The following is a 15,817-nucleotide window of genomic DNA, read 5'->3' as shown; positions in this document are numbered from 1 at the left end:
CGATCTCACTCAAAAAGCTCTTGTGCCACGGGGGCCGTCCACATATGGGTCCCTGCGTTCGCAGGGACGACATGGTCGTTTGGAGCAGCCAGCGGAGGTCACACTACTACTGCACACTCAGCGCCACGAAGCGCAATTCGCCTTCGCCGTTCGACACCAGCATCAGCACCGACTTCTTGCCGTCCTTCTTGAGCTGATCGACGCGCTTCTTGATGTCGGCGGCGTTGCTCACCGCTTCCTGCGCCACCTCGACGATGACGTCGCCGGCGGAGAGCCGCTTTTCGGCGGCGTCGGAGGAGCCGTCGACACCGGTGATGATCACGCCCTTGACGCTGTCCTTGATCTTGTACCTCGTACGCAGGTCCTTGCTCAGCGCGGCGAGATCGAGGCCGAGCGCCTTTTGCGTCACCGGCTTCTCGACCGGGTCTTCCTTGGTCTTGGCAGCGGCCTGCTGCACCTTTTCGGTATCCTCGAGGCGGCCGAGCGTGACCTTGCGGCTTTCCTCGTTGCCCTTGCGGATAATCACGACGTCGACTTCCTTGCCGACCGCAGTGTCGGCAACCGCGCGCGAGAGGTCCTTCGGATCCTTGACGTCCTTGCCGTCGAATTTGACGACGACGTCGCCGGGCTCGATGCCGGCCGGCTTGGCCGGCCCCTTGTCGTCGATACCGGCGACCAGCGCACCGCGGGCGGGCTTGATGTTGAGGCTTTCAGCGATCTCCTCGGTGACCTGCTGGATCCGCACGCCGAGCCAGCCACGGCGCAATTCGCCGAACTGCTGGAGCTGATCGACCACGCGGGCCACCGTCTTCGACGGCACCGCGAAACCGAGGCCGATCGAACCGCCGGTGGGCGAGATGATCAGCGTGTTGACGCCCACCACCTCGCCTTCGAGGTTGAACAGCGGACCGCCGGAATTGCCGCGGTTGATGGATGCATCGGTCTGGATGTAGCTGTCGTACGGCCCCTGGCTGATGTCGCGGTTCCGCGCCGACACGATGCCGGCCGTCACCGAGCCGCCGAGGCTGAACGGGTTGCCGATCGCGATCACCCATTCGCCGAGCCGCAGCTTGTCGGAATCGCCGAACTTAACGGCGACCAGCGGCTTCACCGGCTTGAACTTCAAGACCGCAATGTCGGTCTTCTTGTCGACGCCGACCAGCTCGGCCTTGATCTTGGTGCCGTCGTTCATGATCACGTTGATCTCGTCGGCATCCGCGATGACGTGATTGTTGGTGACGACGACACCGGCGGCATCGATGATGAAACCGGAGCCGAGCGAATTGGTTTTGCGCGGCGGCTGCATTTCGCCGCTCTTGTCGCCGCCCTTGGGCGCACCGCCGCGGCGGTTCTTGAAGAAGTCGTCGAAGAACTCCTCGAACGGCGAGCCCGGTGGCAATTGCGGCATCGCGTCCCTGCCGCCGCCCTTGACCTCCACGCTCTGCGAGGTCGAAATGTTGACGACGGAGTCGATTACCTTCTCGGCAATGTCGGCGATGCCGTCGGGCCCGCGCGCGCTCGCCGGCATCGAGGCCAGCAAGCTGGCGGCACTGAGCGAGATCGCAATCCCCATCAGGCGCAGGCGGCGGCTCAAGGCGGGTGCGGTCATGTCGGCTTGTCTCCAAGGGGGTCGGATTCGGGTCCACAGTGCGCCCGAACGGGTCCGAGGCGCAAGCATCTGCGCTGGATATTCCGGCGAAAAACCGGCTCCAGGCGGCTCACGATTTCGTTGACGCCACAGCAATTTGCGGCCGTTTATTGCCGTCATTCCAGGGCGCTAAGCGAACTGAACTAAGATGTGCAATTGCACATCTGAGAATCCCAAGATTCCCCGATGCGCAATTACGCATCTGAGGCCTGATCCTCCGGACCATCCCGCAAATGACGGTGAATGCCTACCGCCGCACGAACCAGATCAGGAGCAGACCCACGACCGCCGAGACGATGCCGACGATCCGCAGGATATTGTCCGGCGTCGCCAGCGCGCTCTTCATCGCCCGGCGCATCCAGGCCGGGCTGGCGGCGAACATTAGGCCTTCGAGCACAAAGAGAATGCCCACACCGATGAGGAAGTCGGCGAACGCTATGGACCTCATCAGATGGCAACCCCCCGCTATTCTAGCGCCTTTTTTGCTTTGTACCGGCGAAGCGGAACCCGCTTCGCCGTAACTCGCGTATCCGACCCGAGGTTTAAGGCTTCGGTGCCGCAGCCGCAGCCGCTGGCGGATGGCCGGACGGATTGGCAAAGAAGCGGAAGAACTCGGAATCAGGGCGCAGCAGGAAACGGGTGTCGTTAGAGCGGAGCCCGGTCTCATAGGCCGACATCGAACGATAGAAAGCGAAGAAGTCCGCATCCCTGCCATAGGCCTCGGCGAACAGCCGGTTGCGTTCTGCATCGCCCACGCCGCGCGTCTGCTCGGCGGTCGAATTGGCCTCCGCGATGATGACGGTGGCCTCGCGATCAGCCTTGGAGCGGATCTCCTGCGACTTCTGGCCGCCCTGGGCGCGGAACTCCGCCGCTTCGCGCTGCCGTTCGGTCTGCATGCGCTGATAGACCGCCTGGCTGTTGGCCTCCGGCAGATCGGCGCGGCGGATACGCACGTCGACCACCTGGATGCCGTACTGGTCGGCCTCCCTGTCGAGTTGCTCGCGGATGCGCGTCATCAGGCCCTCGCGTTCGTCGCGCACCACATTGATGAAGTTGACCTCGCCCAGCACGCGGCGCAATGCCGCGTTCAACAGCGTGGTGAGCTGGATGTTGGCGGCCTGGATCGAGCCGATGCTCTGATAGAAGCGCAGCGGGTTCTTGATCCGGTAGCGGGCGAAGGCGTCGACGACGAGCCGCTTCTGGTCGGAAGCGATGACTTCCTGCGACGGATTTTCCAGATCGAGGATGCGCTTGTCGATGCTGATGACGGTGTCGATGAACGGCGCCTTGAAGTTCAGGCCGGGCTCGGACACGACGTCGACCGGCCGGCCGAGCCGGACCACGAGCGCCTGTTCGGTCTGTGACACCGTGAAGATCGAGCTGTAGCCCACGATCACCACGAGTAACAGCAGGATCAGCGTGGCAATACCTGCAACCGGAGACCTCATCGCGTGCCTCCCTGCTGCTGCTGACCGGCCGTCGGCGGCGGGCGCCGCGGCGTCAATTCGCTGAGCGGCAGATAAGGCACGATGCTCTGTGCCGAGTTGCCGCCGTCATAGACCAGTTTCTCGGACCCGCCGAGAATTCGTTCCATCGTCTCCAGATAAATTCGCTGCCGCGTCACTTCCTTGGCCTTGTTGTATTCCTCGAACACCTTCGTGAAGCGCGCGCTCTGGCCCTTGGCCTCGGCGATCGCCTGTTCCCTGTAGCCTTCGGCGACCTGCAGGATCTGCGCAGCGCGGCCGCGGGCGTCGGGGATGACGCGGTTGGCATAGGTCTGCGCCTCGTTCTGCAGCCGCTCGAAGTCGGCGCGCGCGGCCTGCACGTCGCGGAACGAATCGATGACCTGCGCCGGCGGGTCGACCTTCTGCATTTGCACCTGCGTGATCTGGACCCCGGAGCCGTAGCTGTCGAGCGTCCGCTGCATCAGTTCCTGCACGCCCTGCTCGTTCGTGGTCCGGGCGCCGGTGAGGATCGGCTGAATCAGAGACCGCCCGATCACTTCGCGCATCGCGCTTTCGGCCACCGCCTTCACGGTGCCTTCAGGGTTCTGGATGTTGAAGAGGTAGTTGCCGACGCCGTCGGGCTTGATCCGCCAAAGCACCGTGAAGTCGACGTCGACGATGTTTTCGTCGCCGGTCAGCATCAGGCTTTCTTCCGGCACGTCCCTCATGGTGCGGCCGCGCCGCGCCGGATCGTCGATCAGCGACATCCCGATCGAGATCGTAGAGACGCGCAGTGCCTTCGGCAGCAGCACGGTCTCGATCGGATAGGGCAGATGATAGTTCAGACCGGGTTGCACGGTGCGAACATGCTTGCCGAAGCGCAGCACGACGCCGAGCTCTTCCGACTGCACGCGGAAGAATCCGGACAAGCCCCAGATCGCCAGCGCGCCGGCCAGCACCAACGCAATGCCCATACCGCTGAAATGTCCGCCCGGCAGAAGCTGCTGCAGCTTGTCCTGGCCGCGCCGCAGCAGATCCTCGAGATCGGGCGGCCTCGGCCCGGTCGATTGCGGACCCGAACCCCACGGTCCCTTCGGACCTGAGCCCCATGGGCCCCCGCCTTGATTCTTCCACGGCATATTGAACTCTCCTCCGCGGGGGCCCGGGTCCGCCTGTTTGGGCAGGATGCCCGGCCTCGCATATCCGCCCGGCTTTATAGGGGACCGACCGGGCCCTTACAACGCAAGCTTACCTCTCCGAGCAGCTATGCTTGAGGCCATAATTGTCAATGCAAACATTGGTTAGTGAGGTTAACGCTGTTTGCACCGGCGAAATGTCACATAGGAGAAATCGGCGCTGTCGTCCGGACCGGCCGGATTCCGCACGCGCGCCACCTCTTCCCATGCGGTTGGATCCACTGCCGGGAAACGCGTGTCGCCGTCGGGCCGGGCATGTACCTCGGTAATCTCCAGGCGATCGGCGCTGTCCATCCATTGCGCGTAGATTTCCGCGCCGCCGATCACAGCGATCTCAGTGGCGAAACGTCGCAGCGCATCGCCGGTGGCGATCGCCTTCGCGTCGGTCAAGGATCGGGTAACCACCACGCCATCGGCGCGATAGCCGGCGTCGCGGGTGACGACGATGTTGGTCCGCCCGGGAAGCGGCCGGCCGATCGAGACGAAGGTCTTGCGCCCCATCACCACGGGCTTGCCCGTTGTCAGCGCCTTGAACCGCGCCATGTCGGATTTCAGCCGCCACGGAATGGCGCCACCTGCCCCGATCACACCGTTCTCGGCCACTGCAACGATGAGAACGATTTCCATTACCGCGTCCCTTGCGCCAGCGCCGTCAGCGCCGGACCGCCGACCCGGCAAATCGTCCACTCGTCCATCAGTTCGGCGCCGAGCGATTTGTAGAACGCGATCGACGGCGTGTTCCAGTCCAGCACCGACCATTGCAGACGCGACCAGCCATTCGCCACGCATTCTTTGGCGAGATGCACCAGCAGCGCCTTGCCGATGCCCTTGCCGCGCAGCGCCGGACGGACGAACAGATCTTCCAGGTAGATTCCGGAGCGGCCGCTGAAGGTCGAGAAATTGACGAACCAGACCGCAAAGCCGGCGGGAACGCCGTCCCACTCGGCGATCTCACAGAACAGTCGCGGGTTGGCTCCAAACAGCGCCGCGTCGATGTCGGCCTCGGTCGCCTCCATTTCGTGGAGCAGCTTTTCGTACTCGGCGAGTTCGCGAACGAAAGACAGGACAAGTCCCGCTTCGCCCGGGCGCGCGCGGCGGATCGTGAGGGACATCAAGCGCTCACACGGCGGCTCATACAGCAACTTCGGCCTTGATATGCGGGTGCGGATCGTAGCCTTCGAGCGCAAAATCCTCGTAACGGAACGCGAAGATATCCTTCACTTCCGGATTGATCTTCATGACCGGCAGCTGCCTGGTCGGCCGCGTCAGTTGCAGCCGCGCCTGTTCGAGGTGATTGGAGTAAAGATGCGCGTCGCCGAGCGAATGCACGAAATCGCCTGGCTTCAACCCCGTCACCTGCGCGACCATCATGGTCAGCAACGAATAGGAAGCGATGTTGAAGGGCACGCCGAGGAACACGTCAGCCGAGCGCTGATAGAGCTGGCAGGAGAGCTTGCCGTTGGCGACGTAGAACTGAAACAGGCAGTGACAGGGCGGCAGCGCCATCTTGTCGACGTCGGCCGGATTCCAGGCGCTGACGATCAGCCGTCGCGAATCCGGGTTGCGCCTGATCATCTCGACGACGTTGGAAATCTGATCGATGCTGCGCCCGTCCGGCGCCGGCCATGACCGCCATTGCGACCCGTACACCGGGCCCAGATCGCCGTTGGCGTCGGCCCATTCATCCCAGATCGAAACGCCGTGGTCCTTGAGATATTTGATGTTGGTGTCGCCGGCGAGGAACCACAGCAATTCGTGCACGATCGCTTTCAGCGGCAACCGCTTGGTGGTCAGCATCGGAAATCCGGCCGACAGGTTGAACCGCATCTGGTGACCGAAGATCGACAACGTGCCGGTGCCGGTGCGGTCGTGTTTCTCCGCGCCGTCGCTGAGAATACGTTCGAGCAGGTCGTGATACTGGTTCATGGCTGGTGCTTCAGACCTTTTCGGGACGGCGAAATTAGCGGCCGGGACATCCGATCGACACGCCGATTCGGCTTCGCACACCGATTATACCCGGAAAAATGATCATCCCTCGCGCAAACGACAAGGGGCGGAACCCGCGTCCCGCCCCTCGCCATCGTCTTGATTACGTGGATTAATTCACCGCCTTGAGCACCGGCGTCCACTTCGCGATCTCGTTCTTCACCAAGGTTCCGAGCGCAGCCGGAGTGCGGTCTGCGGCAGCCGGGATGACGCTGCCGAGATCGAGCAGACGCTTCCGCACGCCCTCGTCATCCAGCGCCTTGACGACCGCACCGTTCAATTTGGCGACGACATCTGGAGGCGTCCCCTTCGGTGCAAAAATCGCGTTCCACGCCTGGGCCTGGAAGGCCGGCAAGCCGGCCTCGGTGGTGGTCGGAACATTGGGCAAGGACGGATTGCGCTCGGCCGTCGCAACCGCATACGCCTTGATCGTGCCGCCGTTGACCTGCGGTACCGCGTTGACGATCTGGTCGCACATGTAATCGACCTGCCCGCCCACCAGCGCGTTCATCGCAGGACCGGTGCCGTTGAAGGGAACACCGATCGGCTTGACTCCCATGATCGAGTTCAACAATTCGCACGACACATTCGAGACAGAACCTACGCCGGCGTGCGCCGCGTTGACCTTGGATTCATTCGCTTTCACATAGGTGATGAATTCCTTGAGGTCCTTCGGCGGGAAATCCTTCCGCGCCAGGATCAGGATCGGGGTGCCGGCGAGCAGGCCTACTGGCTCGAAATCCTTCTCGGGATGATAGGCCAGCTTGGGATAAAGCGGCACGGAAGCCGCATGCGTTCCCATATGCCCGGTGATCAACGTATAGCCGTCATTGGCAGCCTTCGAGGCGCGCGTTGTGGCGGTGGTGCCGCCGGCGCCTACGACGTTCTCGACGATGATGGATTGACCGAGCGTCTGCGCCATATGGCCGGTGACGATGCGCGCGATGACATCGGTCGGTCCTCCCGCCGCGAACGGCACAATCATGGTGATGCTGCGTGTCGGATAGGCTTGAGCCTGCGCCTGTGCAGAGAGAAACCCCAGTCCGGCAAGCGCGGCCAAGCCAGCGCTCGCAAGCGAGCGACCGTACCAGTTCATTTTGATCTCCTCCCGAAATCGTTTGTTAATGCCGAACTTACCTGCCGGCATTTTCCATGGCATAGAAAATTAGCCCGAAGTCGACCAGACTTCGGGCTGCGGCGCACCGACGCAGGGTCAGTTCTCCGATTCCACAAACACCTCGTCGCGCTTCTTGCGCAGCGATGGCAGCACCGCAAGGATGAGCAACGCGGCGGCAATCGCCATCAGCACTGCCGACAATGGACGCGTCAGGAAGACCGACCAATCACCGCGCGAGATCAGAAGCGCCCGACGCAGGTTTTCTTCCATCAGTGGCCCGAGCACCATCCCGAGCAGCAACGGGGCCGGCTCGAAATCGTGCTTGATCAGCCAGTAGCCGATCAGCCCGAACGCACCTGCGATCATGACGTCGGTGGGTGCGTTGTTCACGGAGTAGATGCCGATACAGCAGAAAACCACGATCGAAGGGAACATCAACCGGTAAGGCACTCGCAACAGCCGCACCCAAATGCCCACCAAAGGCAGGTTGATGATCAGCAGCATCAGGTTGCCGACCCACATCGAGGCAATCATGCCCCACACCAGCTCCGGTTGTTTCTGCATCACCTGGGGACCGGGCACGATGCCGTGAATCGTCATCGCGCCGACCATCAGCGCCATCACCGCGTTCGGCGGAATGCCAAGCGTCAGCAATGGAATGAACGAAGTCTGGGCGGCGGCGTTGTTGGCACTCTCGGGGGCTGCGACGCCCCGGATTTCACCATGGCCAAACCGCGACGGGTCTTTCGCGACTTTCTTCTCGAGCGTGTATGCGGCGAACGATGCGATTACGGCGCCGCCGCCCGGTAGAATGCCGAGGATCGATCCGAGCACGGTGCCGCGCAGGATCGCGGGGGTCGTTTCCTTGAGATCCTGCCGCGTCGGCATCAGTCCCGAAACCTTCTCCTGAACCAACTTGCGATCGGTTTCACCGCCGGCATCGAGATTGCGAATGATTTCCGCAAAGCCGAATAGTCCCATCGCCAGCGTGGCAAAACCAAGACCGTCAGCCAGTTCGGGAATGTTGAAGGCCATGCGCGAGGCGCCAGTCTCGATGTCGGACCCGACCATGGAAAGCAGCAGGCCCATCACGATCATTGCGATCGCCTTCAGCACCGAGCCTTTCGCGAGCACAACCGCGAAGATCAGACCGAGCACCATGAGCGAGAAGTATTCTGCAGGACCGAACGCCAGCGCAATCTTGGTCAGCGGCGCGCCCAGCAGGGCAATCAGCACGGTCGCGACACAACCGGCGAAGAACGATCCGATCGCGGCGATCGCGAGCGCCGGACCGGCGCGGCCTCTCTTCGCCATCTGGAAGCCGTCGAGCGCGGTGACCACGGAACCGGCCTCACCTGGAATGTTGACCAGGATCGACGTGGTCGAGCCACCATACTGCGCACCATAATAGATGCCGGCCAGCATGATCAGCGCGCCGACCGGGGGCAGGCCAAAGGTGATCGGCAGCAGCATGGCCACCGTGGCGATGGTGCCGATGCCCGGCAGCACGCCGACCAGCGTGCCGACCAGCGCACCGATCAGGCACAGCAGAATATTGACCGGGATCGGAATGGAGGCGCCGCCAAGAAAGGCGGGTGTCCACTGCACGAACTGGAAAACGACGCCGAAGCCGAGTCCAAGATTTGAAAAGATATCTCCCATCACGCCCTCACCGGATCATGAACGTCGGCAGGAGCTGCAAAGGCAGGCCGAGCGCATATGGAAACAACAGGGCGCAAAACGCCGTCAGGCAGACGGCAACGATCAGCGTCTCCGTCCACCGGGTTTCCGGTGACCCGCATGCCGCGATCAAGAAGGCGGCCATGGCGGCAAAGATCATCCCCATGGACCGGATCGTGAAGGCAAACGTCAAAATCGCGATCGTCACGAAAAACGGTCCCCGCCAATGGTATTTCGCAAGGTGGGGACCTTCGGTGACAACGCCGACGACAGTGATGAGAGCGCCCAGACCCAGCAGCAAAAATCCGAACATCCGCGGCGCGGTGCCGGCGCCGAACGAAAATCCGCGCATGCCCTGCAGGTCGCTCGATGCCCAAAGGGCGAACACGGCAATCGCCATCAAGGCAATTCCGCCGACAAATTCCTGCGGGTTGCGAACCCATTTCGGCATAATGGATTTGACCGGCGCATGGCCCGGCGAAGCGTTCATGGATATCTCCTCCCCAAGACAGGCTTCTCGCCCGTTCGCTTGGCTAACCTGGATGCTTGTCCCGGAAACTTGCTAGCGATTTTCCTCAGACAACGCCAGCAAAACCCAAAGCGCCTCCGAGCCGGATGGCAAATGAAGTGGCAAAGCTGCAATCAGCCAGCCAAGGGGCCGCAGATCGCAACCTTTGCGATTGTAGCGCCGCAAATACGCGAGCGATCGGCCGATCAGCAGCGCGAGCCAGGCGTCCACGCCGGTGAAAATTTTTGCCGCGCCGGGACGCGCGATCGGCACCCCGAGCATTTCGGGAATTGTCGAATTCGTGGCGAAACCGCAACTGAGCGACATCAAACCGAAAGCCCCGGACCCGTGTTCCCCTCCCGTTCAGCGCCTTCGGCCCTATTTTTCTCCAGACTTGCACCCTATATTGGGGATGCCGGTTCGCCGGCTATGGAAATAAATGACCGTCGCAATAAGCCATTCGGACCCGGGGGCAGTACCCGGCGCCTCCACCAAAGCCCACTCCCCGGAGGATGGGTTTCGGCGGGGGCGAACCAGGATCGACGAGGGTGTAAAGGGCGAGTTTTTTCCCGGTATGGTTCCGCCGTTATCGGGCTATGCAATAGTTGCAAACGACAACTATGCTCCGGTTGCTCAGGCTGCGTAACGCAGTTTGAAAGACCAATCTAAAGTCCTGGCGGGTTAAGCTCCGCTAGGCGGGGTCCGGAGGCACCTGGCAACAGAAGCCTCCACTTTATTCTTTTCATGTCCGGGCCGAGAGCCGCTCCGCAGCAAATTCGCTTCGTCACGACTGCTGACCTGCGGCTCCCGCCGGAGTAGCATGTGGGCAAAGGGGCGAGTCGGGAGACCGGCGGCCATCCAACGTAACAGGACGACCATGGCGACCGATCATATCCGTTATGACGTGCTGGCGCGCGACGCGCTGCGCGGGGTGCTGCGCCGCGTGCTGGCCGACGCCGCCGAACACGGCCTGCCCGGCGAGCATCACTTCTTCATCACCTTCCTCTCCACCGCCGACGGCGTGAAGCTGTCGCCACGGCTCCTGGCGCAATATCCGGAAGAGATGACGATCATCCTGCAGCACCAGTTCTGGGATCTGGTGGTGACGGAGGATCGTTTCGAGGTCGGCCTGTCGTTCGGCGGCATACCCGAGCGGCTGGTGGTGCCGTTTGCGGCGATCAAGAGCTTCCTCGATCCTTCGGTGCAGTTCGGTCTGCAATTCGAACCGTCGGAAGCCATCGCAGAGGCATCGGAAGCCGTGGCGGAGGCACCTGCAGCGAAGTTGCCGGCAGTCCCCGCTCCGTCCGCCCTGCCCGTTGCCGCGCCGGAGCCCGCCGCGGAAAGCGAACCGGGGAAGACGAGCGAAGGCGCGGAAGTGGTGCGGCTGGATCGCTTTCGTAAGAAATAATCTACGCGCGGGAAAAACCGCGACGCTGTAATGTACACGTTCCGCCATCTCACGGCGCAACGGACATTACGTATGGCTCGATCAGCAACATCCGGAAACAGATCTACCCGCAGCGAGACCGACAGCTTCGGTCCGATCGACGTTCCCGCCGACCGCTATTGGGGCGCGCAGACCGAACGCTCGCGGCAGAATTTCAAGATCGGCCAGGACCGCATGCCGATCGCGATCGTCCATGCGCTCGGCCTCGTCAAGCTCGCCGCCGCCCAAACCAACCAGGAACTTGGATTGCTTGATGCGCGTCGCGCCGGCGCCATCGTCCGCGCCGCAAGCGAGGTGATCGAAGGCAGGCTCGACGATCACTTTCCTCTGGTCGTCTGGCAGACCGGCTCCGGCACCCAGAGCAACATGAACCTCAATGAGGTGATCGCCAACCGCGCCAACGAGTTGCTGGGCGGCAAACTCGGCGCCAAGGCGCCGGTTCACCCCAACGATCACGTCAACATGAGTCAGTCGTCGAACGATTCATTTCCGACGGCGATGCATATCGCCGCCGCGGAACGCATCGTCGCCGACCTGATTCCGGCGCTCAGCGAACTGCATCGCGAATTACGAAAGAAGGAAAAGGCGTTCGCCAAGATCGTCAAGATCGGGCGAACCCATACGCAGGACGCGACGCCGCTGACGCTCGGACAGGAATTCTCGGGCTACGCCGCGCAGATCGAGAGCGGCATCGCGCGCCTGCGCATCGCGGTGAAGGATTTGTTCCCGCTGGCGCAGGGCGGAACTGCCGTCGGCACCGGCCTCAACTCGAAACCGAGATTTGCGAAACTGTTCGCCAGGCATGTCGCGAAAATCACAAAACTGCCTTTCACCAGCGCGCCCAACAAATTCGAGGCGCTGGCTTCCAACGACGCCTATGTCATGGTGCATGGCGCGATCAATTCGGTGGCGACCGGCCTATTCAAGATCGCCAACGACATTCGCCTGCTGGGCTCGGGCCCGCGTTCCGGACTCGGCGAGTTGATCCTGCCGGAAAACGAACCGGGCTCATCGATCATGCCCGGCAAGGTCAATCCGACCCAGTGCGAAGCGATGACCATGGTCTGCTGTCAGGTCTTCGGCAACCAGACAACCATCACCGTTGCCGGGAGCCAGGGACATTTCGAACTGAATGTTTACAAACCCGTTCTGGCATATTGTATGATAAATTCCATTCAACTGCTGTCGGACGCGGCGCGCTCGTTCACCGAACATTGCGTGGTGGGCATACGCGCCGACGAAAAGCGAATCCGCGATTTGATGGAGCGCTCGCTGATGCTGGTCACCGCGCTGGCTCCCAAGATCGGATACGATAACGCGGCGAAGGTCGCCAAATCCGCGCACGCGCGCGGAACAACATTGAAGGAAGAGGCGATGCGCCTCGGCTTTGTGAACGACGCCGAATTCGAACGCCTGGTGCAGCCGGACAAAATGACACACCCGGGCTGATCGCCATAGCCGTCCCCGGGAAACTACGGTGAGAGATATAATTTATTGCATCAGACCTAAAGAATGAAGTGGATCATCTATCGCCGTTGCGTTGACGCATGGTAGTAGCAGGAATTATTCGGTTTTCGCAGGGCGGAATATATTTTTTGATGCTATTAGTGACCGTTACACGGGGATTCCGAATGACGATCCAATTTGCTTGCGCACGATGTGACGACGTTTTTCCCAGCAATGAATTATCATGCCTTCGAGTCGCCGGCTGATGGAGGCGAACATGGCAGACGTGATCAATCTGAAGCGATTCAAGAAGCGTAACGAACGGGAACAAGCGGCAAGACAAGCCGATGCCAACCGCGCGCGGTTTGGCCGGACCAAGGTCGAACGCGCGCTCGACGAACGTCGCAAGGATCGCGCCGGCGATCTTTTGGACCAGCACAAGCTCGATGACGGAGACGCGTCATGAAGTCACCCGTCGTCAAACGCTCCATCGTGGTCGCCGGCCACAAGACCAGCGTCAGCCTCGAAGAAGCCTTCTGGAACGGCATGAAGGAAATCTCGGGCATGCGGAACATGACTTTGTCCGAGCTGGTCGGCGAGATCGACAGCAATCGTCAGCAGGGTAATCTGTCCTCGGCGATACGTCTTTTCGTGCTCGACTACTTCCGCACCCGCGCCATGCCCGCCGCCGCGCCGGATGCTCCGCGGCCGCAGGCTTAGGCTTCGCTTCAGAGCGAGCGCGTCGGAAAGCGCGCCCGCCCCTGTCACATCGCAACCTCAGTAAACAAGCCCGGTGCCGGGCGGTTTTTCGAGCGCCGCGGCCAACGACCGATACTCCTCGCATCCCGTGCCGCAAATCGCTGCGATCCGGGTCAGATGATAGGATGCCTGGTCGCGATTGCCCTGCTCGATCTGCCACAGGCCGTAGTACTGCCACGTCAGAACGTGGTTGGGGTCCGCCTTCAGCGCGCGCTCGTACCAGGCTTGCGACAGCTTGTAATCGCCGAGCTTGCGATAGGAATAGCCGATCAGATTGGCGACGCCGGCGTTGTCGTCGCGGCCGAGCGCCTTGAGTTGTTCGATGGCCGCAGCATAGTCATTGCGTTGATAGATCGTCGCATGAGCGGCACGGTATCTCTGCCTGAAGTCAGCATCGTCTGCGCTCGACTGCTTGGTCGACTTCTTCTTGGATTTGGACGTCGATTTGGGCGCGGATCTGCTGTCCGGCGGCGGCGGAGCGGCCGAAGGCGGGTCGCCGCCACCTCCCGCGGCAAAGGCCGGAACGGATGGAGGCGAAGCGATCAGAGCCATTGAAAACAATGCCAGCGTTGCGAGCTTGATTGCGGATTTCATCATGCGAACCTCCGATTTTCCTGCGTGGCGAAGCCATGTCCAGCCGGAGGTACAGACCCCGCCGCAAGGGAAGTATTCCGGCGGATCACGCGCAAACATGCGCCTTGCGGCATGCTGGACGGATGACCGCAATCCGTATCTAATTGATAATCGTTGCAGTTCCCGTCAAACCGCAGGCGGGAACCCCGACAACGACCGACTGAAGAAGACCCGTCACAGAGAAATCCTGGAGAGAGCAATGGACATCGCAAAGCTGACCGCGCCCTGCGACCTCAGTCCATTTTCGGAAGCTCTCCATGCCTGCCTTTCTCGTTCTGGATTCCATCTCCCTCGTCACGCCTGACGGCCGCCCCCTGTTCGACGGATTGACGCTCGCCATGGGGCGCGAGCGCACCGGACTTGTCGGCCGCAACGGCTGCGGCAAATCTACATTGCTTCGGCTGATCGCGGGCGAAATCAAACCTGCAGGCGGATCGCTCCAACGCATCGGTTCGATCGGCATGCTCACGCAACTGACCGACGAACGGCTGACGGCCACTGAGGCGCTCGGCGTCGCCGGCGATCTTGCCCGCCTGCGCCGGCTCGAACGCGGCGAAGGATCGCTTGATGATGCGACGGAGGCGGATTGGACGCTGGAAACCAGGATACAGACGGCGCTGATCGAAGCCGGACTGCCGTCGTTGCCACTGCATCGGCCGATCGTCTCCTTAAGCGGCGGCGAACGAACGCGCCTCGCGCTGGCACGCCTGCTGATCGCGGCGCCGGATCTGCTGCTGCTGGACGAGCCCACCAACAATCTCGACTCCTGCGGCCGGCAGGCGGTGGCGCAGTTGCTCGAACGCTGGCAGGGCGGCGTCCTCGTCGCCAGCCACGACCGCGCGCTGCTGGAACGCGTTGATCGTATCGTCGAACTGACGCCGATCGGCATCACCACATTCGGCGGCGGTTGGTCGGCCTTTGCCGAAGCACGCGAGGTCGCCCGCGCCCGCGCCGCTGATGACCTCGACCGCGCCTCGGACGCGCTGCGCAATACCGAACGCGCCCTGCAGAAGGCGCGGGAAAAGAAGGCGCGCCGCGACAAGGCCGGCCGCGCCTGGCGCGCCAAGGGCATCGAGGACAAGATGTTCATGGACCGCGAGAAGGAGCGCGCCGAGAACAGCGCCGCGCGCGAAAGCCAGCTAGCAGGCCGGCTGCTCGGCGAGCGCGCCGAGGCGCTCGAAATGGCCAGGGCTCAGGTCGAGGTCCTGACGCCGCTTTCGATCGATCTGCCGTGCACCCATCTGCCCGGCAGCCGCGAACTCATCGCGTTGAAGGACGTGGTGATGGCCTTCGGGGAGCGCCATCTGTTCGGACCGCTGTCATTCGACGTTCGCGGACCCGAGCGGATCGCCATCCGCGGCGCCAACGGCAGCGGTAAGACCACCTTGTTCCGCCTGCTCACCGGTGAATTGAACCCTGCGAGCGGCGACATCAGCCGTCTCACCGACCGCGTTGCCGTGCTCGATCAGCATATCGGCCTGCTCGATCCTGGGCTAAGCATTCTCGACAATCTGCGTCGGCTGAATCCGGAGCTCTCGGCCAACGAGGCTCACGCTGCGCTGGCGCGGTTTGCGTTCCGTAACCGGGCGGCGCTGCAGGTCACGGCTACGCTCAGCGGCGGCGAGCGGCTGCGCGCGGGCCTGGCGTGCGTCTTCGCGCGCCCGCAACCGCCCTGCCTCCTCCTGCTGGACGAGCCGACCAACCATCTCGATCTCGCCTCGATCGCGGAATTGGAAAATGCGCTGAAAGGATTCGACGGTGCGTTGATCGTCGTTAGCCACGACGAGGCGTTTTTGCGCGCGATCGGGATCGCGCGGCAGATCGTGCTTGGTTAGTTGGAACGCTGCGGTGGATTGGCGACCTGCGGCGTCAGCGCCAGCGGCGGACGCAGCTTCTGCTTGGCAGCGCCCGGTGCGGGCCTCACGTCGATCGGCGGCGGCAGCGGCGCGACC

General features: G+C 62.4%; 17 protein-coding genes and 1 other RNA gene. 6 read left to right on the top strand and 12 right to left on the bottom strand.

Annotation, left to right across the window (positions count from 1 at the left end; translation table 11 throughout):
• Positions 1-106: 106 nt before the first annotated feature.
• The 11 genes from CP49_RS13390 to CP49_RS13340 all read right to left on the bottom strand — a co-directional run bounded on the left by CP49_RS13390 (position 107) and on the right by CP49_RS13340 (position 9,862).
• Entirely contained in the window at positions 107-1,609 is a 1,503-nt protein-coding gene (locus CP49_RS13390) for a Do family serine endopeptidase (RefSeq protein ID WP_057850718.1), read from the bottom strand.
• Between the two features lie 286 nt (positions 1,610-1,895).
• The gene (locus CP49_RS13385) at positions 1,896-2,096 is read right to left on the bottom strand and encodes a DUF2065 domain-containing protein (protein ID WP_028350308.1); all 201 of its coding nucleotides are present in this window, start codon (positions 2,094-2,096) and stop codon (positions 1,896-1,898) included.
• A 94-nt stretch (positions 2,097-2,190) separates the two neighbouring features.
• The gene (gene hflC, locus CP49_RS13380) at positions 2,191-3,096 is read right to left on the bottom strand and encodes a protease modulator HflC (protein WP_057850717.1); all 906 of its coding nucleotides are present in this window, start codon (positions 3,094-3,096) and stop codon (positions 2,191-2,193) included.
• Positions 3,093-4,232, bottom strand: coding sequence for an FtsH protease activity modulator HflK (gene hflK / locus CP49_RS13375; RefSeq protein WP_057850716.1), 1,140 nt, complete (start codon positions 4,230-4,232; stop codon positions 3,093-3,095). Before hflK ends, hflC begins: the two co-directional genes overlap by 4 nt.
• 171 nt (positions 4,233-4,403) lie before the next feature.
• Complete coding sequence (locus CP49_RS13370; RefSeq protein ID WP_057850715.1) at positions 4,404-4,916, bottom strand: dihydrofolate reductase; 513 nt, start codon at positions 4,914-4,916, stop codon at positions 4,404-4,406.
• A complete protein-coding gene (locus CP49_RS13365; protein WP_057850714.1) occupies positions 4,916-5,401 on the bottom strand; it encodes a GNAT family N-acetyltransferase in 486 nt (161 codons plus the stop codon). The genes CP49_RS13370 and CP49_RS13365 overlap by 1 nt, the downstream gene beginning before the upstream one ends.
• 19 nt (positions 5,402-5,420) lie before the next feature.
• Entirely contained in the window at positions 5,421-6,215 is a 795-nt protein-coding gene (locus tag CP49_RS13360) for a thymidylate synthase (RefSeq protein WP_057850713.1), read from the bottom strand.
• Between the two features lie 172 nt (positions 6,216-6,387).
• The gene (locus CP49_RS13355; protein ID WP_057850720.1) at positions 6,388-7,371 is read right to left on the bottom strand and encodes a tripartite tricarboxylate transporter substrate binding protein BugD; all 984 of its coding nucleotides are present in this window, start codon (positions 7,369-7,371) and stop codon (positions 6,388-6,390) included.
• Between the two features lie 117 nt (positions 7,372-7,488).
• Positions 7,489-9,054 (bottom strand): tripartite tricarboxylate transporter permease, encoded by a 1,566-nt coding sequence (locus CP49_RS13350; RefSeq protein WP_057850712.1) that lies wholly within the window; start codon positions 9,052-9,054, stop codon positions 7,489-7,491.
• Between the two features lie 7 nt (positions 9,055-9,061).
• Complete coding sequence (locus CP49_RS13345; RefSeq protein ID WP_057850711.1) at positions 9,062-9,562, bottom strand: tripartite tricarboxylate transporter TctB family protein; 501 nt, start codon at positions 9,560-9,562, stop codon at positions 9,062-9,064.
• Positions 9,563-9,634: 72 nt separating this feature from the next.
• Positions 9,635-9,862 (bottom strand): hypothetical protein, encoded by a 228-nt coding sequence (locus tag CP49_RS13340; protein ID WP_156438373.1) that lies wholly within the window; start codon positions 9,860-9,862, stop codon positions 9,635-9,637.
• A gap of 93 nt (positions 9,863-9,955) precedes the next feature.
• Here CP49_RS13340 and ssrA point away from each other — a divergent pair.
• The 5 genes from ssrA (at position 9,956) to CP49_RS13320 (ending at position 13,193) form a co-directional block, all read left to right on the top strand.
• Positions 9,956-10,313: a transfer-messenger RNA gene (gene ssrA / locus CP49_RS41965) on the top strand.
• A gap of 144 nt (positions 10,314-10,457) precedes the next feature.
• On the top strand, positions 10,458-10,988 hold the full coding sequence (locus CP49_RS13335) for an SspB family protein (RefSeq protein ID WP_057850709.1): 531 nt from the start codon (positions 10,458-10,460) through the stop codon (positions 10,986-10,988).
• A gap of 72 nt (positions 10,989-11,060) precedes the next feature.
• Positions 11,061-12,476, top strand: a complete 1,416-nt coding sequence (gene fumC / locus CP49_RS13330; RefSeq protein WP_057850708.1) for a class II fumarate hydratase — start codon at positions 11,061-11,063, stop codon at positions 12,474-12,476.
• A 274-nt stretch (positions 12,477-12,750) separates the two neighbouring features.
• Entirely contained in the window at positions 12,751-12,939 is a 189-nt protein-coding gene (locus CP49_RS13325; RefSeq protein WP_057850719.1) for a DUF4169 family protein, read from the top strand.
• The gene (locus CP49_RS13320) at positions 12,936-13,193 is read left to right on the top strand and encodes a ribbon-helix-helix domain-containing protein (protein WP_057850707.1); all 258 of its coding nucleotides are present in this window, start codon (positions 12,936-12,938) and stop codon (positions 13,191-13,193) included. Before CP49_RS13325 ends, CP49_RS13320 begins: the two co-directional genes overlap by 4 nt.
• Positions 13,194-13,250: 57 nt before the next feature.
• Here the strand turns inward: CP49_RS13320 and CP49_RS13315 are convergent, their stop codons facing one another.
• Complete coding sequence (locus tag CP49_RS13315) at positions 13,251-13,829, bottom strand: tetratricopeptide repeat protein (protein ID WP_057850706.1); 579 nt, start codon at positions 13,827-13,829, stop codon at positions 13,251-13,253.
• Between the two features lie 293 nt (positions 13,830-14,122).
• Here CP49_RS13315 and CP49_RS13310 point away from each other — a divergent pair, with 293 nt between their 5' ends.
• Positions 14,123-15,700, top strand: coding sequence for an ABC-F family ATP-binding cassette domain-containing protein (locus tag CP49_RS13310; protein WP_057850705.1), 1,578 nt, complete (start codon positions 14,123-14,125; stop codon positions 15,698-15,700).
• Positions 15,701-15,817 lie beyond the last annotated feature (117 nt).

Origin of the sequence: Bradyrhizobium valentinum (assembly GCF_001440405.1) — a bacterium.
Classification (GTDB): Bacteria; Pseudomonadota; Alphaproteobacteria; order Rhizobiales; family Xanthobacteraceae; genus Bradyrhizobium; species Bradyrhizobium valentinum.
This window is presented reverse-complemented; position numbering and strand designations above follow the sequence as displayed.